25 protein-coding genes are annotated in these 19635 nt (G+C 63.3%); 14 read left to right on the forward strand and 11 right to left on the reverse strand.

Translation table 11 applies throughout. The annotated features are described in order from the left end of the window. Positions 1-8: 8 nt before the first annotated feature. From X773_RS62710 to X773_RS62725, 4 genes are all read left to right on the forward strand, one after another. Positions 9-1205 carry a phosphoglycerate kinase gene (locus tag X773_RS62710; protein ID WP_023678484.1) on the forward strand — a complete coding sequence of 399 codons (1197 nt, stop codon included), beginning with the start codon at positions 9-11 and terminating at the stop codon, positions 1203-1205. Between the two features lie 140 nt (positions 1206-1345). Further along, a complete protein-coding gene (locus X773_RS62715; protein WP_023678485.1) occupies positions 1346-2371 on the forward strand; it encodes a class I fructose-bisphosphate aldolase in 1026 nt (341 codons plus the stop codon). Between the two features lie 150 nt (positions 2372-2521). After that, a complete protein-coding gene (locus tag X773_RS62720; protein WP_023678486.1) occupies positions 2522-3262 on the forward strand; it encodes a thioredoxin family protein in 741 nt (246 codons plus the stop codon). 82 nt (positions 3263-3344) lie between these two features. After that, the gene (locus X773_RS62725; protein ID WP_023678487.1) at positions 3345-4076 is read left to right on the forward strand and encodes an SGNH/GDSL hydrolase family protein; all 732 of its coding nucleotides are present in this window, start codon (positions 3345-3347) and stop codon (positions 4074-4076) included. A 117-nt stretch (positions 4077-4193) separates the two neighbouring features. On the opposite strand, the gene X773_RS62730 is transcribed toward X773_RS62725, so the two are convergent. Further along, positions 4194-4355: a hypothetical protein gene (locus tag X773_RS62730; protein ID WP_023678488.1), complete on the reverse strand. Its 162-nt coding sequence runs from the start codon at positions 4353-4355 to the stop codon at positions 4194-4196. A gap of 202 nt (positions 4356-4557) precedes the next feature. On the opposite strand from X773_RS62730, the gene X773_RS74770 reads away from it, so the two are divergent. From X773_RS74770 to X773_RS62740, 3 genes are all read left to right on the forward strand, one after another. Next, the gene (locus X773_RS74770) at positions 4558-4725 is read left to right on the forward strand and encodes a hypothetical protein (RefSeq protein ID WP_023678489.1); all 168 of its coding nucleotides are present in this window, start codon (positions 4558-4560) and stop codon (positions 4723-4725) included. Between the two features lie 141 nt (positions 4726-4866). Next, the gene (locus X773_RS62735; RefSeq protein WP_023678490.1) at positions 4867-5274 is read left to right on the forward strand and encodes a hypothetical protein; all 408 of its coding nucleotides are present in this window, start codon (positions 4867-4869) and stop codon (positions 5272-5274) included. 18 nt (positions 5275-5292) lie between these two features. Next, on the forward strand, positions 5293-6012 hold the full coding sequence (locus tag X773_RS62740) for a YafY family protein (RefSeq protein WP_023678491.1): 720 nt from the start codon (positions 5293-5295) through the stop codon (positions 6010-6012). 58 nt (positions 6013-6070) lie between these two features. Here X773_RS62740 and X773_RS62745 read toward each other — a convergent pair whose 3' ends face one another. The 3 genes from X773_RS62745 to X773_RS62750 all read right to left on the reverse strand — a co-directional run bounded on the left by X773_RS62745 (position 6071) and on the right by X773_RS62750 (position 8403). Further along, positions 6071-6766, reverse strand: coding sequence for a DUF1013 domain-containing protein (locus X773_RS62745; protein ID WP_023678492.1), 696 nt, complete (start codon positions 6764-6766; stop codon positions 6071-6073). A gap of 353 nt (positions 6767-7119) precedes the next feature. Continuing rightward, a complete protein-coding gene (locus X773_RS74775; RefSeq protein ID WP_023678493.1) occupies positions 7120-7260 on the reverse strand; it encodes a DUF1127 domain-containing protein in 141 nt (46 codons plus the stop codon). Between the two features lie 132 nt (positions 7261-7392). Beyond that, on the reverse strand, positions 7393-8403 hold the full coding sequence (locus X773_RS62750; RefSeq protein WP_036238914.1) for an NAD(P)H-quinone oxidoreductase: 1011 nt from the start codon (positions 8401-8403) through the stop codon (positions 7393-7395). A gap of 124 nt (positions 8404-8527) precedes the next feature. Between X773_RS62750 and X773_RS62755 the strand changes: the two genes are divergently transcribed. From X773_RS62755 to X773_RS62765, 3 genes are all read left to right on the forward strand, one after another. Beyond that, positions 8528-8722, forward strand: coding sequence for a DUF1192 domain-containing protein (locus X773_RS62755; protein WP_023678495.1), 195 nt, complete (start codon positions 8528-8530; stop codon positions 8720-8722). Between the two features lie 96 nt (positions 8723-8818). Continuing rightward, positions 8819-10066 carry an MFS transporter gene (locus X773_RS62760; RefSeq protein ID WP_023678496.1) on the forward strand — a complete coding sequence of 416 codons (1248 nt, stop codon included), beginning with the start codon at positions 8819-8821 and terminating at the stop codon, positions 10064-10066. A gap of 31 nt (positions 10067-10097) precedes the next feature. Beyond that, a complete protein-coding gene (locus X773_RS62765; RefSeq protein ID WP_023678497.1) occupies positions 10098-10385 on the forward strand; it encodes a metalloregulator ArsR/SmtB family transcription factor in 288 nt (95 codons plus the stop codon). A gap of 128 nt (positions 10386-10513) precedes the next feature. Here X773_RS62765 and X773_RS62770 read toward each other — a convergent pair whose 3' ends face one another. Together X773_RS62770 and X773_RS62775 are read right to left on the reverse strand one after the other, a co-directional pair. Continuing rightward, positions 10514-11170, reverse strand: a complete 657-nt coding sequence (locus X773_RS62770; RefSeq protein WP_023678498.1) for a glutathione S-transferase family protein — start codon at positions 11168-11170, stop codon at positions 10514-10516. A gap of 61 nt (positions 11171-11231) precedes the next feature. Then, positions 11232-12083: an alpha/beta hydrolase gene (locus tag X773_RS62775; protein ID WP_023678499.1), complete on the reverse strand. Its 852-nt coding sequence runs from the start codon at positions 12081-12083 to the stop codon at positions 11232-11234. Between the two features lie 95 nt (positions 12084-12178). Here X773_RS62775 and X773_RS62780 point away from each other — a divergent pair, with 95 nt between their 5' ends. The 3 genes from X773_RS62780 (at position 12179) to X773_RS62790 (ending at position 13538) form a co-directional block, all read left to right on the forward strand. After that, the gene (locus X773_RS62780; RefSeq protein WP_023678500.1) at positions 12179-12703 is read left to right on the forward strand and encodes a helix-turn-helix domain-containing protein; all 525 of its coding nucleotides are present in this window, start codon (positions 12179-12181) and stop codon (positions 12701-12703) included. Between the two features lie 75 nt (positions 12704-12778). Continuing rightward, positions 12779-13009 (forward strand): hypothetical protein, encoded by a 231-nt coding sequence (locus X773_RS62785; RefSeq protein WP_023678501.1) that lies wholly within the window; start codon positions 12779-12781, stop codon positions 13007-13009. A gap of 97 nt (positions 13010-13106) precedes the next feature. Next, positions 13107-13538 (forward strand): heme-binding protein, encoded by a 432-nt coding sequence (locus X773_RS62790; protein ID WP_023678502.1) that lies wholly within the window; start codon positions 13107-13109, stop codon positions 13536-13538. A 10-nt stretch (positions 13539-13548) separates the two neighbouring features. Here X773_RS62790 and X773_RS62795 read toward each other — a convergent pair whose 3' ends face one another. The 3 genes from X773_RS62795 to X773_RS62805 form a co-directional block, all read right to left on the reverse strand. Beyond that, positions 13549-13950, reverse strand: coding sequence for a hypothetical protein (locus X773_RS62795; protein WP_023678503.1), 402 nt, complete (start codon positions 13948-13950; stop codon positions 13549-13551). Positions 13951-14149: 199 nt separating this feature from the next. Further along, the gene (gene rpmF / locus X773_RS62800) at positions 14150-14332 is read right to left on the reverse strand and encodes a 50S ribosomal protein L32 (RefSeq protein ID WP_006203806.1); all 183 of its coding nucleotides are present in this window, start codon (positions 14330-14332) and stop codon (positions 14150-14152) included. A gap of 139 nt (positions 14333-14471) precedes the next feature. Then, positions 14472-15230 carry a transglycosylase domain-containing protein gene (locus X773_RS62805; RefSeq protein WP_031212144.1) on the reverse strand — a complete coding sequence of 253 codons (759 nt, stop codon included), beginning with the start codon at positions 15228-15230 and terminating at the stop codon, positions 14472-14474. 79 nt (positions 15231-15309) lie between these two features. Between X773_RS62805 and X773_RS62810 the strand changes: the two genes are divergently transcribed. After that, positions 15310-16227: a polyprenyl synthetase family protein gene (locus tag X773_RS62810; protein ID WP_023678505.1), complete on the forward strand. Its 918-nt coding sequence runs from the start codon at positions 15310-15312 to the stop codon at positions 16225-16227. A gap of 169 nt (positions 16228-16396) precedes the next feature. On the opposite strand, the gene X773_RS62815 is transcribed toward X773_RS62810, so the two are convergent. Both X773_RS62815 and gap read right to left on the reverse strand, forming a co-directional pair. Continuing rightward, positions 16397-18283, reverse strand: coding sequence for a potassium/proton antiporter (locus X773_RS62815; protein ID WP_023678506.1), 1887 nt, complete (start codon positions 18281-18283; stop codon positions 16397-16399). A 217-nt stretch (positions 18284-18500) separates the two neighbouring features. Then, a complete protein-coding gene (gene gap, locus X773_RS62820; protein ID WP_023678507.1) occupies positions 18501-19511 on the reverse strand; it encodes a type I glyceraldehyde-3-phosphate dehydrogenase in 1011 nt (336 codons plus the stop codon). Positions 19512-19635: the final 124 nt, after the last annotated feature.

Raw genomic sequence — 19635 nt, forward strand, 5'->3', positions numbered from 1 at the left:
GGATCAGCATGGCCGGCTTCAAGACACTGGACGACATCGGCAATATCAGCGGCAAGCGTGTGCTGGTGCGTGTCGACCTCAACGTTCCCGTCACCGAGGGCAAGGTCACCGACGCCACCCGCATCGAGCGCATTGCGCCGACCATCGCCGAGCTCTCCGGCAAGGGCGCCAAGGTCATCCTGCTTGCCCATTTCGGCCGGCCCAAGGATGGACCGGCGGCGGAATTCTCGCTCGAGCCGATCGCCAAGGCGACGGCGGACGTGCTCGGCCGTCCGGTTGGCTTTGCCTCCGACTGCATCGGTGACAAGGCGGCAAATGCCGTTGCTGCCATGAATAACGGCGACGTGCTGCTGCTCGAGAACACCCGCTTCTACAAAGCTGAGGAGAAGAACGACCCGACCTTCACCGAAAAGCTCGCCGCCAACGGCGACATCTTCGTCAACGACGCCTTCTCGGCTGCGCACCGCGCCCATTCGTCCACGGAAGGCCTGGCGAATGTGCTGCCGGCGTTCGCCGGGCGCACCATGCAGGCCGAGCTCGATGCGCTGGAAAAGGGTCTCGGCAATCCTGTCCGTCCGGTTGTCGCCATCGTCGGCGGGGCCAAGGTCTCGACCAAGATCGACCTGTTGATGAACCTGGTGAAGAAGGTCGATGCGCTGGTCATCGGCGGCGGCATGGCCAACACGTTTCTCGCGGCACGCGGCACCGACGTCGGGAAATCCTTGTGCGAGCATGATCTCGCGACCACCGCCAAGCAGATCATGATCGAGGCGGCCGAGGCCGGCTGCGCCATCATCCTGCCCGCCGACGGCGTTGTCGCCAGGGAGTTCAGGGCCGGCGCCGTCAGCGAGACCGTCGCCATAGCAGACGTGCCGGCCGACGGCATGATCCTCGACGTCGGCGCAAAGACCGTGAAAACCATTGCCGAATGGATCGACCGCGCCGCGACGCTGGTCTGGAACGGGCCGCTCGGCGCCTTCGAGATCGAGCCATTCGACCACGCAACGGTGGCGACGGCCAGGCACGCGGCAGCGCGCACCAGGGCCGGCAGACTGATCTCGGTCGCTGGCGGCGGCGACACGGTGGCGGCGCTCAACCATGCCGGCGTCAGCGATGATTTCACCTATGTCTCGACGGCCGGCGGCGCTTTCCTCGAATGGATGGAAGGCAAGCCCTTGCCCGGCGTCGACGTATTGAAGCGCTGAGCGCGGCCGCAAGAGCAGCGCGAAGGAGTGCGCCCGCGACTTTCAATCGATTCGCGCTTGTTTGACGAAATGGTTCGACTTGAACCTGCGTTGCTCTGGTGGTCTGCTGGGCGCGGATCAATTCTTTCAGGAGAAGCACGATGAGCGAACGTCTCGAGGACATTGCCGCCGCGATGGTGGCCAATGGCAAGGGCCTGCTGGCTGCCGACGAGAGCTCCGGCACCATCAAGAAGCGCTTCGACGTCATCGGTGTCGAGTCGACCGCCGACAGTCGCCGCGACTATCGCGAGATGATGTTCCGCGCCAGCGATGCAATGACCAAGTACATTTCCGGCGTCATCCTCTACGACGAGACCATTCACCAGAAGGCCGCCGACGGCACACCGCTGGTCGACATCATCAAGGCATCAGGCGCTATCCCCGGCATCAAGGTCGACGCCGGCGCCAAGCCGCTGGCCGGCTTTCCCGGCGACACCATCACCGAGGGCCTCGACGGCCTGCGCGAACGCCTTGCCGACTATTACAAGCTCGGCGCCCGCTTTGCCAAATGGCGCGCGGTGATCGACATCGATGTTGCCAAGGGCTTGCCTTCCGCCACCTCGATCGGCTCGAACGCCCATGCGCTCGCCCGTTACGCCGCGCTTTGCCAGGAGGCCGGCATCGTGCCGATCGTCGAGCCGGAGGTGCTGATGGACGGCGCCCACGACATCGACACCTGCTACGAGATCAGCAAGGCGACGCTGACAAAGTTGTACACCGAGCTCTATGCGGCCCGCGTCGTGCTCGAAGGCACCATCCTGAAACCGAACATGGTCCTTGCCGGCAAGAAATCGGGCAAGGTCAGCAGCCCCGAGGAAGTCGCCGAAAAGACCATAAAACTGTTCCGCGAGACGGTGCCGGCGGCGATTGGAGGCATCGCCTTCCTTTCGGGCGGACAATCGGACGAGCAGGCGACCGCCAACCTCAATGCCATCAACGCCATCGGCCCGCATCCGTGGAAGCTGACCTTCTCCTACGGCCGCGCCTTGCAGGCCGCTCCGCAGAAGGCCTGGGGCGGCAAGGCAGCGAACGTCGCCGCCGCGCAGGCCGCCTTCGCCCATCGCGCCCACATGAACCATCTGGCAGCGCTTGGACAATGGCAGCCGACGCTTGAGCAAGCCGCCTGACGGAATTCAGGTTGCGTTCCCTCCGACCCGGGCCATGTGCCCGGGTTCGTTTGAAAGCAGCAAGGTCTGCAATTTCCTGCTACTGAAAATGCAGCTCGGTGTCGGTATTCCTCGCTGCCGAACGTCCTCCGTGAAAAGAGGAGCAGACCGATGCCAAACAACAAGACCGTTTCGCAGGAAGAGTGGTTTCAGGCGCACAAGGCGCATCTGGCGCGCGAAAAGGAATTGACGCGCTTTCGCGACCGCGTCGCCGCCGAACGCCGCGAACTGCCGTGGCTGAAGATCCGCAAGGACTATGTCTTCGAGACCGAGCAAGGGCCAAAGAAACTGCCCGACCTGTTCGGCGGCAACAGCCAGCTGATCGTCTACCATTTCATGTTCGGGCCGGGCGCCGATTATCGTTGCGAGGGCTGCTCGTTCCTTGCCGACCACATTGACGGTGCCAACCAGCATCTCAGGCACCACGACGTCTCGCTCGTGGTGGTGGCGCGGGCGCCGCTGGCCGAGCTTCTGCCCTACAAGCAGCGCATGGGCTGGAAATTCGACTGGGTGTCGTCGTACGCTTCGGACTTCAACTTCGACATGCAGGTGTCATTCACCGACAAGCAGATCGCGGCCGGCGACACGACCTACAATTTCGAGCGGCGCGCGCGGCAATCGAAGGATCTTCCCGGCACCAGCGTGTTCTATCGCGACGAGAAAGGCGACATCTTCCTGACTTTTATCTCGCGCTCCAGAGGCGGCGATCCGCTGATCGGCGCCTATCACTATCTCGACCTGACGCCGAAGGGTCGCAACGAAACCGGTCCCCACCATAGCCTGGTGGACTGGGTGCGGCTGCACGACGAATATGCGGATACGCCCGAAATGCAGGACAGCTGCTGCCATTGACGACAGGCGGTCACCCAAGGTCTTTCGTCTTCGGCTCGACATGCGCTAAGTGCTGTTCGCTATGCCCTAAAAGGGACTTGCCATGCGGCGCTTTCCGACCCTTCTCACCTGGCTCGCCTTTCCGGTCTATGTCTGGCAAGGACTTGGCGTGCGTCGCCGCACCGCCCGCATGCTGCCGGCACAAGGTCCGGTCATGCACGAGATATCTGGCCTGGCGCCAGCAATCTCGGTTCTGGTGCTTGGCGATTCCTCCGCCGCCTCGGTAGGCATCGGCAATTCCGAAAACGGATTGGCCGCGCAACTGGCAGTTCTGATTGCGCAACGCACCGGCCGCACCGTGCGCTGGCGGGCGGCCGGCTTCAACTCGGCAACCTCTGGCCAGATCCGCGATCATGTGCTGCCCAATCTATCGGCCGATCCGTGGACGCATATCGTGCTGGCCATCGGTACCAACGACACCAAGAATTTTCATTCGGTACCGCGCTTCAAGCGCGAGTTTGGCGGCCTGCTCTACGCGCTGCGCGCCAAATGGCCGGAAGCGCGCGTCGTGTGGTCGCCGGTGCTGGAGTTCACCCGGGCTCCGGCAATGCCGCCGCTGCTCGGCAAGATCCTCGAAATCCGCGCCGTCGAAATGAACCGGATGGGCGAGCGCCTTTGCCTCGAACGCGGCGCCATACCGGCGCCCCGGCTGCCGATCACGGATGCCGATGCCGGCTTCGCATCGGATGGATTTCACGCTTCGGAAGCCGGCTACCGAGCCTGGGCGGAACATCTGGTCAGCCTGGTGCTCGCCAACGAACCGGGCGTCGCGTAGCGGGCCGCCCGCACTAAAGCGCGTCGCATTCGATTGGCCTCATCCGACGCGCTTCAGGTCCTTATTTTTATGCATGTCATTGTCGCAAAACCGCTGCACACTTTTGCGCGACATGCATTACGTCCAGTGCCCGAGCACCGCCGTAATCGAAATCGCCGCCATCGCCAGCAGCGCCAGCTTCCAGAAATCGCTGCGCCGCTTCAGCCCGGGCCAGCCGAGCGGCTTGATGAGCTGGATGACCATCATGAAGATGATGACGAGCGCGAGAAATTTCGACATGCAGCCTTTGATCAGCATCGCGGCTGGCTGTCAAAGCGGCTCCGGGATCGCCGGCTTCCACTGCGGCAAGCCTCTTTTCAGCACTGCCTTGTCACTTCGATGGATAAATCGGAACGCCGGTCATGAGAGCCGCACCCTCCTGACAGACTGCTGTCAGCAGGGGTGTGCGATAGTGCCTGCATCGAAAGAGAGGAGACCAGCCATGAACGGTATTACCATTCTGCGTAGCGTGCAGCACTATGTCGGCAAGATCCGGACGATCCGCAATGAGATCCGCACCCAGCGATTCATGAACACCCTGCCGGCGGACATCCGCAAGGATATTGGTTGGCCGGACATGTATGGCGACCGCCGCAATGGCGGCAATTGAGGCAAGCTTTCTGCGTGGCGTTTGGATGCGACCTGGCGACGAGCTGAAATGGGCATGCTGAAGCCTCCTGACAGTATGGTGTCAGGAGGCTCGTGCCATAGTGCGATGGCCGCCGGAGCCGGATGCCCGAGAGGACGATCGATGAAAAGCTGGAACGACAGGCTGAACACGCCTGGCATCAACGGCATAAGACCGTCGCCACGCACCATCGGCGACGTCGTCGAAGGCCAGCCGATGCTGGTTCCTACAGCTCGCCAGGTCCATGCATTCATCCGCTCCATCCCCGAAGGCATGGACATGAATATCCGCGCTTTGCGCACCGCTCTCGCCATCGAGCACGATGCCGAGATGACATGTCCGGTCACCATCGGCTATCATCTGCGCACCGTCGCCGAGGCCGCCAACGAGGATCTTGAGCGTGGTATGGCGCTGGGCGACGTTGCGCCGTTCTGGCGGGTGGTCGACGCAAACACGCCGACAACGAGGAAATTGTCCTTCGGCGCGGCCTTCGTCGCCGCGCAGCGCAAGCGCGAAGGGCTGGAACGATAGACGCCGAGGGACCATACGATGCGCCGCGCCGACAGGCTCTTCCAGATCGTGCAGCATCTGCGTGGTGGTCGTCTGGTCACCGCTCAGAAGCTGGGCACGTGGCTCGAGGTTTCCGAGCGGACGATCTATCGCGACATCGCAGACCTGCAGTCGACCGGCGTGCCGATCGACGGCGAGGCCGGTGTCGGGTACATGATGAGGGAGGGTTTCGACCTTCCGCCGCTGATGTTCACGCGTGACGAGATCGTCGCGCTGGTCGCCGGCGCCCGCATGGTGCGCGCGTTTGGTGGCGCGGCCATGGCGCGAGCCGCCGACGAGGCGCTGGTCAAGATAGGCGCCGTGTTGCCCGACGCCGAAAAGGACCGCATCGCCCGTACCGAGATCCACACGCCGATGTGGGTGGTAAGCGATGCCGCCCGCGAAGCCATCGACCTGATCGAGCGGTCCATCGAGAAACGTCAGGTGCTGACCATCGACTATTCGGATGAGGCCGGCCGCAGCACCGCGCGCGACATCCGCCCGCTCGGCCTGTGGTTCTGGGGCAAGGTGTGGACCTTGGTCGCCTGGTGTGAGATGCGCGGCGATTTCCGCGCCTTCCGCATCGACCGCATCGCCTCGGTGGTCATCGCCGGCCGCACCTTCAAGCCGGAGCGCGGCAAGCAGCTCGCCGATTTCTATCGCGCGGTGGAGCGCAGCGAGGATTACGGCATGGCGCCGGACCGGGCGGCGCGAAGCTGACACGGAAGATCACAAAAAAGCCCGCTTGAAAGCGGGCTTTTTGTTTTGGATGCCAGACCTACTCCTCTTCGTCGGCGTCCTTGTCCTTCGACTTCAGCGCCGAAAGCTTGGCGAAGACGGCGTTGGCGTCAAGTTCGCGGTCCTCGTCCTTCGGCTTTTCGGGCGCCGGCACCAGCCGTTCGGTCAAGGCGGCCGGCAGCAGCGTATCGCCGACCGGCTGCGCCTGCTCGCGGCCGCGCGAGGCGCGGTTGATTTCCATATCGAGGTCGATCTGCGACGTCAGGCCGAGCGTCACCGGATCCATCGGCTGGAGATTGGCGGAGTTCCAGTGCTTTCTGTCGCGGATCTGGTCGATCGTCGACTTCGTTGTGCCGACAAGGCGGGCAATCTGCGCATCCTTGAGCTCGGGATGGTTGCGCACCAGCCAGAGGATGGCGTTGGGCCGGTCCTGGCGCTTCGACAGCGGCGTGTAGCGCGGACCCTTGCGTTTGGATTCCGGCACCCGCACCTTGGGATCGGAGAGCTTCAGCCGGTGGTTGGCGTCCTTCTCGGCGCGCGCGATCTCGTCGCGAGTGAGCTGGCCGGTCATGATCGGGTCCATGCCCTTGATGCCTTGCGCCGACTCGCCGTCGGCGATCGCCTTGACCTCAAGCGGATGCAGTCCGCAGAACTGCGCGATCTGCTCGAAGGAAAGCGCTGTGTTGTCAACCAGCCAGACGGCGGTCGCCTTTGGCATCAGCAGCGTATTGGCCATTACAAAAATCCTTCTCGTTCGCCCGCGTTCCCGCGCGGGCGGTGGTTTAGAGCCACCAAAATGGGAAAATCGCGGTCTATATAACCGCTCGCTCGCCGTTTCGCAATCTTTTTGGCAGGCGCGCGTCAAGGACGGCACGGCAGCGCGACCAGCAGACCGCGAAGGTCGGCAGATGACGCCATACAGTCGAAAGCTTCAAAAAGACAAAGCCCGCCAGACCAAGGTCGGGCGGGCTCGGAACCGGCGACGGAAATCCGTCTGCTGCGGCTCTGGCTTCTAAAGCTTGATCCCGAACCGCGGCTCGGCGTTGCCGAAAAGCAGCGCCCGGTCTTCGAGCGGGATCGTGCTCGAGATCAAAGCCCTTTGCGGGCGATTCTCTCGATGTCGCCGCGGTTGATGCCGAGGTCGTTGAGCTGACGAGCATTCAGCCGGTTCAGTTCGCGCACGGTTTCGTTGTACATGCGCCAGTTACGGAAAGCGCGGATCGGGTTCATGATAGTCCTCCATCGTTTTGATGCCGCGTAAATAGGCATCGGCGATGAAAAATTGAACAGACGCTTTTGCATGGCCGCAATGCGTTTGTTGCATTGCACCATTAAGCTTTCGTTCAGCCTGTTTGCGGGCCGTCAGGCGACATCGAGCACAATCTTGCCGATGTGCTCACCCTCCTCCATCCGCTCATGCGCCCGCCACGCTTCCTTGAGCGGGAAGATCGTATCCATCACCGGCGCAACCTTGCGCGTGCCGAGCAGCGGCCAAACCTGCGCCTCCAGCGCAGCCGCAACTGCCGCCTTGAACTCCACGGTGCGTGGCCTGAGCAGCGATCCTGTGTGCACGAGCCGCTTGGCCATGATCTTGAAGAAATCGGCGCTCGCCACCGTCCCGCCCTGCGTCGCGATCTGGACGATGCGGCCTTCCATGGCTGCAGCCTCATAGTTTCGCGCCACATAGTCGCCGCCGACCATGTCGAGGATGACATTGGCACCCTTGCCGCCGGTTGCCTCCTTGACTGCGGCGACGAAGTCCTCCTCGCGGTAGTTGATCGCCCGGTCGGCGCCGAGCTTGAGGCAGGCGTCGCATTTCTCCTTGTTGCCGGCGGTGGTGACGACATAGGCGCCGAAAGCGGCAGCAAGCTGGATCGCCGTGGTGCCGATACCCGACGAGCCGCCATGCACGAGCAGGGTCTCGCCGCTCTTCAGGCCGCCGCGCTCGAAGACATTGTGCCAAACAGTGAAGTAGTTTTCCGGCAGCGCCGCCGCTTCGGTGTAGGTAAAGCCGGCGGGCAGCGGCAGCACGCTGCCGGCGTGCACTCTGACATATTCGGCATAGCCGCCGCCCGCCGTCAGCGCACAGACCCGGTCGCCGACGCGCCAGCGCGATATCTCGTCACCAAGGGCAGCGACTTCGCCTGCTGCTTCCAGGCCCGGCAGATCCGACGCTCCCGGCGGTGGCGGATAGGCGCCCTTGCGCTGTTGCACGTCCGGCCGGTTGACGCCGGCGGCCCGCACCCGGATCAGGATCTCGCCGGGACCGGGAACCGGTACGTCGCGGGTTTCCGGTTTCAGCACCCGCGGCCCGCCCGGTTCCGATATGGCGATCGCCATCATCTTCGCCGGAATTTTCTGTGCGTTCGCCATGAATTTTCCCGTCGTGCTCCGCCGGTTTCTCGTGCCAGCTCTTGCCCGCCATTTGCATCCATACCCTTGCCCTATGTATGCTCATTGGCAAATCAGGCAAATGGGCAATCACGGAGGGGCGACGATGGCGATCTTCGACGACGAACCCAAGAAGAAAGCGCGCCCGCACGAGATCGGGCAGGATCTGTCGCTGCTTTCCGTCGACGAATTGTCCGAACGGATCGGCATCCTGCGCGACGAGATCGCCCGGCTGGAAGCCGAGCTCAAGACCAAGGGCTCGACCAAGTCGGCGGCAGAGGCGCTGTTTCGCCGCGGGTAGTTACTGCGGGTAATGCCAAAAGCTCGGGCACGCCGCCGAAAAGCCCGAATGCCGCTGTCTGCAGACTTGTGCCCTAAACCCCAGCCGGATTGAAAAATGTTCGCAAGCTACAGACCGATCCTCTCGCTGCTGCGCGGCACCGCGTTCCTGTTGGCGGCATCCGGACTGCACGGTCTGCTGTTGCCGCTGCGCGGCCAGGTGGAGGGCTTCTCGACGGCATCGCTCGGCCTGATGGGCACGGCTTGGGCCGGCGGCTTCGTCACCGGCTGCTTCTTTGCGCCACGCATCGTGCGCCGCGCCGGTCATGTCAGGGCTTTCGGCGCCTTTGCCGCATCGGGAGCGATCGTCGCACTGCTCACCGGCCTGATCATCGACGAATATACCTGGATCCTGCTGCGCGCCTTCACCGGCTTCACCATGGCCGGCGCCTTCATGGTCATCGAAAGCTGGCTCAACGAGAAGGCCACCAACGAAAACCGCGGCACCGTCTTCGGCCTCTACATGATGGTCACCTATGCCTCGATCATGGGCGGTCAGATGATCGTTGCCGGCGGCGATGTGAGATCGGCGTCGCTGTTCATGATCACCGGCATTCTGTTCTGCCTGTCGCTGATCCCGACGGCGGTCTCGACGGCGTCTCACCCCAAGCCGCTGCAGGACGTGTCGCTTGACGTCAAGGGGCTCTACGTCAATTCGCCGGTGTCGGCGATCGCTTGCGTGCTGATCGGCATCGCCAACGGCGCCTGGGGTACACTTGGTGCCGTCTATGGAGCGCGCATCGGCATCTCGACAGCCGAGATCGCGCTGATGATGAGCCTCGTGGTCATCGCTGGTGCCGCCATGCAGCTTCCGGCCGGGCGGCTCTCCGACACGACGGACCGTCGTTTCGTGCTGGCGGGCGCGGCCTTCGGTGCTGCGCTGTTTGCCATCGCCATCTTCCTGTTCGAACCGCGCTCCGGCGTCTTCGTCATCGTCTGCACCGCCGCCTACGGCGCCTTCGCCTACACGCTCTATTCGATCGCGGTGGCGCATGCCAATGACCATGCGCGATCGGAGGACTTCGTCAAAGTGTCGGGCGGCCTGCTGCTGCTTTATGGCTTCGGCACGATGATCGGTCCGCTGGTGGCCGCCGGCCTGATGGGCTGGATGCGCCCTGAGGGGCTGTTCCTGGCCACTGCGCTCGCGCATCTCAGCCTGGCTGGCTATACGCTGCTGCGCATCAGCCGTCGCGCGCCGGTGCCGATCGAAGGCCGCGATGCCTTCAAGACCCAGCCCGCCGATCGCTCGGTGACGCCGGAAGCGTTGCGGCTCGACCCGCGCAGAAAAGCTGAAGCCGACAGTTGAGATTCGAGGCGCTTTGCCCCACAAATAAGGCATGATGCTTTCCGACGCCTTCATGGCGATTGCCGATCCCAACCGGCGCCATCTCTTGGAAGAGCTCCGGCGCGGACCGAAGACCGTCAACGAATTGGCATCCGGCTTGCCGGTGTCCCGCCCGGCCGTTTCGCAGCACCTGAAGGTGCTGCTTGATGCGGGGTTGGTCAACGCCAAGCCGGAAGGCACCAGGCGCGTCTATACGGTCAGCAATGCCGGCTTCCTGAAGCTCAACATCTGGCTTGACCAGTTCTGGGATGCGGAGCAGCTCGGTTCACCCGGAAGCTGAGGGGCATCGTCAGCGCGTCGAGCAACTATGCAGCATCGGGCCTAGAGCAATTCCAGGAAAAATGTGAAGCGGTTTTCCGTCCGGAAGAGATAGAGCGGTTCGGCGTTTCCGTGAAACGATGAACCACTCTAGCCATTGTTGTAGGGGAAGAGCTTGAAATACGGCTGCGCTTCCTCGATCACACGGGCAACCGAGGGGCGTTGCAGCAACCGGTCGTGATAGCGCCTGACCGCAGGATATTCGTCTCCGAACGGCTCGACCTTGTTGGCGTAGAACAGCGCGGGGGCGGCAGCGCAGTCGGCCATGGTGAAGCTCGCACCCACCGCCCATGTCCTCGACTGCATGTCCTGTTCAATGATGGCGTAGGAGCTGCGCAGCTGGGCGCGGGCCTGCTCGACGCCGAACGGATCGGTCTTGCCCTGCGGCCGCAGCCGGTCGCCAACGATCTTCTGCATCGGTTCCTGGACGTAGAAGTCATAGAAGCGGTCGGCAAGCCGGGTCTGACGGGCGAGATCGAGATCGCCGGGGATCAGCTCGACCGGTCCGGGATAATACGCGTTGAGATATTCGATGACGATCGTCGATTCCGGCACGGTCCGGTCCAGCGCCTCATCGCGCAGCACCGGCATCTTGCCGGCCGGCCACAATTTCAGGAACGCCGCGCGCGACTGTTCGTTGCCGAGATCGACGACGACCGATGTGAATGGCGTGCCGTTCTCATAGAGCGCGATCAGCGGTTTCCAGCAGAAGGAGGCCAGCGGATGAAGATGCATCGTCAGGGACATTTTTGCTCCTATCTTTGGTGCTTCGTCTCGCGGGCATCCGGTGTCAAGGTTCGGCCCGCTGCTACGTGGCCCGGCTGTGGGCGACGATCGCATCGATGATCGCGGCCCAATCGTCGGGATGCAGCTCGTGGCCGCCGCCCTTGATCCGGACCAGTCTTGCACCGGCGACCGCGTCGGCAAGAGCGGCGCCATGCTCGGCTGGAAAGATCGGATCGTCGGTGCCGTGGACAACGAGGAGCGGAATCTTCATCTCGTGCAGCCGCCCCGTCCAGTCCTCGCCGCTCCGATCTTCGCCGCCCTTGAGCATGAAGTGATTGGTCGCGCTGAGAAAGCCGCCGGACCGGTCGTAGTCCTGTTCCACGAACGCTCTCGTCCGCGCCTCATCGAACGGATGCGCGGTGCCGGCGAGCGCACGCGCGTTTTTGACCATGAAATCGACCGCTTGGCCACGGTCAGACCAGTCGACCTTCGCGCCTTCGGCCGAATGTTTCCTATAGGCCTCGGTGGTTCCGGGCAAATGCGACGTATCGATGCCCAAGGGCGAACTGCTGATCACCGTCAGCGAAGTGACACGCGACGGGTATTTCAACGCAACGAGCTGCGCGATCATGCCGCCCATCGACATGCCGACCACATGCGCCTTTCGGATTCCATGGTCGTCAAGGACGCGGATAGCATCGTCCGCCATGTCGTCGAATGTATAAGGCGGCTCGCCCGGCGCGTATTTGGTCGAACGGCCGGTATCGCGATTGTCATAGCGGATCACGAAGCGACCTTCGCCGGCCAGCTTCCGGCAAAACGCTTCGGGCCACCAAAGCATGGAAGCCATCGCGCCCATGATCAACAACACCGCCGGATGGGCCGGATCGCCGAAGGTTTGGGATACGATTTCGGGGTATTCGGCGTTTCTCATGACTTTCCTCCTTGGGCCGCAAATCCGATTGCAAGTTGCAATCAGTTGCACGATATTAAAACGATACGACAATGCAACCGGTTTTGGAGATTCGCATGAACATCGATCGTCGGTCCGGATGCCCCATCAACCTGTCGCTCGAAGTGTTCGGTGACCGGTGGAGCCTGATCATCCTTCGCGACATCATCTTCGGCGGCAGACGCCACTTTCGCGAACTGCTCAACGGCTCGATGGAGGGCATCGCCTCCAACATCCTCGCCGACCGGCTGAAGCGGCTGATGGAGCTCGGCATGCTGACCAAGGCGGACGATCCCTCCCACAAGCAAAAGGCGATCTACAGCCTGACCGAAATGGCGATTACGCTGATGCCGATCCTGGCGCATCTCGGCGCCTGGGGCCGCGTCTGGCTGCCGGTCAGCGAAGAGCTCTCTATCCGTGCCGAGCTTCTGGAAAAAGGCGGCCCGCCGATGTGGGATAAGTTCATGAACGAGTTGCGCCACGAGCATCTGGGTGCGTCTCCCGCCCCATCTGGACCCACCGTCCGCGCGACTTTGCAGGCCGGATACGATGCGGTAGTCGCCCGCAAGGCGGAGCGAGTCGGCTGCGATCCGGCGCCATGACCAACTTATTTTCCCAATTGCGGGCTGGCTCTGCTATCAAGGGACTGAAGATAATTTACGGATTGGATAACGCTCTTGGTCGAGAACTCTAAGGACACTGCCCGTGCGCGGGCCGATTTGCGTTTCAAGAAACAGGAAGAGGCAGCCACGGTTCGCCAGAAGGCGATGGCGGAATATGTCGCCGAGAGCGACGCTCGCCAAGCCAAGACCAACAAGCTGCGGGCGCTGCGCCTCGCCAAGGAAGCGGAAGACCTGGCCAATGCGCCTCCGGCCCCGGTGAAGAAGCCTCGCGCCAAGAAGAAATAGGCCGGCGCTCCCAGAATGCATGCTTCCTTTCGCACGCGAAACAGTTCACTCGGAGTCTGTTCTGCCGGTTGATAACTGGCGCGTTTAGGAGACGGCCATGACCGCACTGACGCTCGACAAAGCCCTTGAAATCATCGCCGCCGCCTTTGCCAAGGGTGCCGAGCTCAAGCTCAGGCCGCTTGGCGTCTCGGTGCTCGACGCCGGCGCCCATCTGGTCGCGTTCCAGCGTCAGGACGGCGCCTCGTTCCTGCGTCCGCAAATGTCGGCCGGCAAGGCCTATGGCGCGCTCGCTATCGGCATGGGCTCGCGCCGGGTGGAAGCTTTCGCCAAGGAGCGCCCGCATCTGATCGCCGGCGTCTCCGACGTGTCGGGCGGGCGCGTCCTGCCGGTCGTCGGCGGCGTGCTGATCCGCGACAACGCCGGCACGATCATCGGCGCCATCGGTATTTCCGGCGACACGTCCGACAATGATGAAACGGCAGCCATCGCCGGCGTCGAGGCGGCTGGCTTCACCGCTGACCCGGGCTGAGTCGGGATCCTTAACTCATATTGATGTCGCGGGTGGCCGACCGCATCGACACCGAAAAGCCGGCCAGCACGTCGATCAGCGCTATGACCATCAGTGTGAAGAAAACGGAATGGGCGGCGCCCTTCACCAGCAGGAACTCGACCAGATAGGCCACAAAGACGAAGGTCGACAAAAGATGGTCCATGATCGAGGCATTTGTCGTGCGCGTCGACTTCACCACTTCGACGAACAAGAAGATCAGTGCGATCAGCACGATGAGGTCGCCGAGGGTCATCGAGAACACGCCACCCGACATCATCCGGACCGAAAACATTTCGGTGGCCCACGGATCGTCGCCGCTGCCGAATATTCCCAAAAGCCCGAGATTGTAGAGGATGAAAGGCACGATCAGCAGCGGGATGGCACCGAACATGTGGCGGCTCCGGTTGGACTGATCTTTGTAGAGTGCGCCCGGCGTTCGCCGTCAAGAATTTTCGTGCGGCCGATAAACACGGACAAAGACGGCGTGAAACAACAATGTCAGGCCCGGCTGATACGATCAGTTGTCGCAAACGCAAAAAGACCGGCCAATGGCCGGTCGTTTCGCAACCCATAAACCGTCGAAAGCTCTCTCAGCTTTCCTTCGGCTCCAGAACCTGGCGACCGCGATACATGCCGGTCTTCAGGTCGATATGGTGCGGACGGCGCATCTCGCCGGAGTTCTTGTCCTCGACATAGGTCGGGGCCTTCAGTGCGTCGGCAGAACGGCGCATGCCGCGCTTCGACGGAGAGGTTTTTCGTTTCGGAACGGCCATGGATATGCTCCACTACATGGTCAAAACGCCCCGGCGGCCCTCGTGAAAGGGCCACATCAGGGGCCGGAATCTGAGAAAGTCGGGTGCCTATACACGCCCGACGGCGTTTTGGCCAGCGTCGCCGTGTTTTTTTTTGACACTATCGCAGGCAACCGACATAGGCGCCGGCGCGGCCGGCGCGCCGTTCGATCAACGCGGCAAGCCGCCTCAGTCCCGGCCCCGGTTTCGCCGGATTGCGCACGATCGGATTCGGCAAGGTGACGGCAAGCAGCGCTGCCTGCCGGCGCGACAGCTGTTTTGCCGAGACGCCGAAATGATGCTGGGCGGCGGCCTCGATGCCGTAGATGCCCGGTCCCCATTCGGCGATGTTGAGGTAGATCTCCATGATCCGCCGTTTCGACAGCACCGCATCGAAATAGACGGCCAGCGGCAGTTCCACGACCTTACGGACCGAGCCCAACGGCCGCGACCATAGATAAAGATTCTTTACCGTCTGCATGGTGATGGTCGAGGCGCCACGTGTCATCTCGCCGGCGAGCGCATCGTCGACGACGCCGCGCAACTCGCCCAGATCGACGCCGCGATGGAAACAGAACTGCCCGTCCTCCGACATGATGACCGAATATGCCAGCACCGGCGCGACATCGTCGATGGAAACCCAGCGCCGATCGTAGCCAGAAAACGTCGCCAGGTCCTTCAGCATCAATGTCGACACCGGATGCACGAATGTCGGCAGGTACAGGAAGGTCAGCACCACCGGCACCAGCGCCAGCACGACCGCGACGGCGATGCCGCGCCGGACCCAGCGTTGAAGACCGATGCGGCTGCCGCGTCTCGGTCTCGCCATGTCCAACCCTTCGGTTTCGTGATCGACGATCGGTTCCGCCAAGCCACCCAGTCCGCGCTACTCCCTGCCCCCGGCATAATGGCGCTTGGCTTCTTGCGCAACGTCTGAGTGTCGGCTACCGCTCCCGACCATGACGAAAGACGACCAAATGGCGTTCGAAGCTGCACTTATTGCCCGGGCAGTTCCGCTCGAGGCGCTGCTGAGGCGGTTGCTCGACGGACGGACGCTTTCGGGCGAGGTCGCGCGGCCCGAACGCCTGATGGCGGCAATGCGACATGGCGTGCTGAACGGCGGCAAACGACTGCGTCCCTTCCTGGTCATGGAAAGTGCTGCACTGTTTTCAGCCGACGGCGAGGCGGCGCTGCGCGTCGCGGCGGCGCTCGAATGCGTGCACTGCTATTCGCTCATCCATGACGATCTGCCGGCCATGGACGACGACGATTTGCGCCGCGGCCAGCCGACCGTGCACAGGGCTTTCGATGAGGCGACCGCCATTCTTGCGGGCGACGCCTTGCTGACACTTGCCTTCGACATCCTTGCCGACGAGGCGACACTGCTGCCGGCCGAGCGCAGGGCAACGCTGGTGCTGGCACTGGCCCGCGCCGCCGGGGCGGGAAGCATGGTCGGCGGCCAGATGCTCGATCTCGAAGCCGAACAAAGCCGGCCGGACGAGGCCGGTATCATCCGGCTTCAGGCGATGAAAACCGGTGCGCTGATCCGCTTTGCCTGCGAAGCGGGCGCTATCCTTGCCGGCGCGCCGTCGGGCGACCGCGAAAGGCTGGCCGAGTTCGGCTCGGCGATCGGGCTTGCCTTTCAGCTTGCCGACGATCTGCTCGACCTGACCGCCGACGCGCATCAGATGGGCAAGGCAACCGGCAAGGATGCCGCGGCCGGCAAGGCGACGCTGGTCGCGCTGCACGGACCGGACTGGGCGCGGGGCCAGCTCCATGGCCTCGTTGACCAGGCTCATGCGTTGCTCGAACCTTTTGGCGAGCAAGCTGCGCTTCTGAAACAAGCGGCGCAGTTCGTAGCGGCCCGCAACAATTAAGCGCGCCCCTATGGCGCGCCGGAGAATTGGCGACTGATCGGCCGGACGCCCTCGCAACCGGCCGATCGGGATCATTTCCGGCGATGTCGGACCACATGGACCCGCCACACCAGTTGCCGAGCCATTCTTCAGCCTCGCGGCAGGGTTCCGCGGCTCGGGTGGACAGCGGTCAGCCTTCGCCAGTCGTCTTTTCCACCACGGGCTGCGGAACCGGTTCCATCTCGGCCGCCTCGACCGCCTGCGCCTCGGCCGGCTTGCGCCGGTTGCGGATGAAGGCGGCGATGCGGTCGCGGATTTCGCCGGCGCTGAGGAACACCGGAACGCGCGCCACCGGCGCGGTCGGCTCAAAGGACAGGCCAAGGCCGGTGATCCTGCCCTTGTCGTCGACGTCGCGGACGATCAGCTCGATCGGACCGAGCAGCACGCGGTCGGCGTATTCGGCGTGGCCGCCGAGCCGGGTAGTGACCAGGTCGCCAATGCTGAGCTTGCGTTCCGCTTCGGTCAGGCCCGGCGCGTAGGCGGTCTCCAGTTCCTCGGCGGGGCGTGACGGATCGACGGCGAAGGCCCCGAAGAAATCCGCGTCCTCGGGATCGACCACGGCACGGCTGGCGAACAGCTTGTCGAGCAGGCGCGGATAGCGGTCCGGCACGAAGATGTAGACATGGTCGCCGGCCGCGAGCCGACCCATATCCTGGAAGCGCATCGAGCGTCCGTCGCGCAGCACCAGCGACGGCCGCGCCCAGCGCGGAATGCGTTCGCCGCGCGCCACCGGGCTGCCAGGTGCCACGCGGTAGGCGAGAAGCTCATGATGGGCGGAGCCCGGCAGTTCCAATTCGACCTTGTCGAGCGGTCCCAGGCGGGCCGGCACGATAAGGCCGAGACGGCGCGCCAGCGGCCCGACGGTCCATCCCTGGATGATCAGCGAGACCAGCACGATGATGAAGGCAGTGTTGAAGATGAGGCGGCCGTTCTCAAGACCGCCGAGCAGCGGCGTGATGGCAAGCAGGATCGACACGGCACCACGCAGGCCAACCCACGAGACGAAGGCGACTTCCGGGCGTGGCAGACGGAACGGCACCAGGCAGAGCCAGACGGCGATTGGCCGTGCCACAAATACCAGGAACAGGCCGAGCAGCACTGCCGGCACCAGGATCGCCGGAAATTGCGAAGGCGTCGCGAACAGGCCGAGGATCAGGAACATGATGATCTGCGCCAGCCACGACATGCCGTCCTGGAAGCGCTTGAGGATGGTGACGGCCCGGATATCGGAATTGCCGGCAATCAGGCCTGCGAGATAGACCGCCAGGAAGCCGGAGCCGCCGACGGCACCGGCGGCAGCGAACACCATAAGCGACAGCGTCAGCACGAAGATCGGCAGTAGGCCGTGATCGAGATTGAGGCGATCGACAAGGCGCACGATGGCCATGCCGCCGAGAATGCCGATGACCGCGCCGAGCCCCATGTTGACGAGGAAGCCGACGGCAAGATCGGTGACCAGCACCTTGGCCTCGGGGTGGGTATTGGCGGCGATGACCTCGACCAGCGTGATGGTCAGGAAGATGGCGATCGGGTCATTTGTGCCGGATTCCACCTCGAGCGTGGACCGCACGCGCTCGCGCAAATTGATCTCGCCGGCGCGCAGCAGGAAGAACACCGCCGCGGCGTCGGTCGAGGCGACGGCGGCACCGAGCAGGAAGGATTCCAGCCAGGTCAGGTCTAGCAGATAATAGGCGGCGGCGCCGAAGAGCCCGGTGGTCAAAAGGACGCCGAATGTGGCCAGCGACAGCGCCGGCCCGGCGGCCTGCCGCAAGGCGTTGAGCGGCGTGCCGAAGCCGGAATCGAAAAGGATGACCGCCAGCGCCAATGAGCCGGCAAAATAAGCAACTCGGGCATTGTCGAAATGGATGCCGAGACCGTCGGTTCCGGTGGCGAGGCCGATGCAGAGAAACAGCAGCAGGAGAGGGGCGCCGAAACGGAAAGCGATCAGGCTTGAAAACGCGGCGGCAACGACAAGTGCTGCGCCAACGAGCGTCACAAGATAGATACCATGCTCCATTCGTTGGTCGCCCCTAGTCGATATGCTCCGGCATCACGGGAGAGTGGGGCGAAGACATGGCCGCTGCAAGGCAGCAGCGTGGCTTTTTGCCCCACGCTGCCGATCGTCGAAAGTTTTGGCACCCCCGAGCAGCGGAGCGTGCCTCGGCGGTTCGTGCTGCAATGAAAAACGCCCGGACTGAGCCGGGCGTCTCCAGGTCGAGAAGCTGGCTCTCCGATCAGGCGATGGTCTTGCCGAAGGCGACGGCGGTATCGCCCATGCGGTTGGAAAAGCCCCACTCATTGTCGTACCACGACAGCACCGAAACGAAGTTGCCGTCCATGACCTTGGTCTGGTCGAGCGCCACGATCGAGGAATGCGGATCATGGTTGAAGTCGATCGAAACATTGGGGTGACGGGTAACGGCGAGGATGCCCTTCAGCTTGCCGTTCGAGGCGGCGATCACCGCGTCATTGATCTCCTGGACGGTGGTCGGCCGCTTGGCGATGAACTTGAAATCGACGAGCGAGACGTTCGGGGTCGGCACCCGGATGGAGATGCCGTCGAGCTTGCCCTTGAGTTCGGGCAGTACCAGGCCGATGGCCTTGGCAGCACCGGTCGAGGTCGGAATCTGCGACAGCGCGGCGGCGCGGGCGCGGTAGAGGTCCTTGTGCATGGTGTCCAGCGTCGGCTGGTCGCCGGTGTAGGAATGGATCGTCGTCATCATGCCCTTCTCGATGCCGACCGCCTCATTCAGCACGGCCGCCAGCGGCGCCAGGCAGTTGGTGGTGCAGGAGGCGTTCGAGATGACGATGTGGTCCTTGGTCAGCTTGTCGTGATTGATGCCATAGACGACGGTGAGATCGGCGCCCTCTGCCGGAGCGGAGACGAGAACGCGCTTGGCACCGGCGGTCAGATGGGCGACGGCCTTGTCGCGGGCGGTGAAGATGCCGGTGCATTCGAGCGCGATGTCGATGCCAAGCTCCTTCCAGGGCAGTTGTGTCGGATCCTTGATCGCGGTGACCTTGAATTTTTCCTTGCCGACGATGATCTGGTCGCCGTCAACCGTCACCTCATGCGGAAAGCGGCCATGCACGCTGTCGAAGCGCAGCAGATGCGCGTTGGTCTCGACCGGGCCGAGATCGTTGACCGCGACGACGTCGATATCCTTGCGGCCGGATTCATGGATGGCGCGCAGGATGTTGCGGCCGATGCGGCCGAATCCGTTGATGGCAACTCTGACGGTCATTGTTCTCTCCCTGGGAGTTGGAGGCCGAAGATCAAGTCCGCAGCTTCATAACGGCGGACGGGCAAAGAATCCAGCCGCCGAGGCGTGGATTTAAATCGATTAGTGCTCCACCGCCCGGCAAAAC

Source organism: Mesorhizobium sp. LSJC280B00, from assembly GCF_000502835.1.
GTDB lineage: Bacteria > Pseudomonadota > Alphaproteobacteria > Rhizobiales > Rhizobiaceae > Mesorhizobium.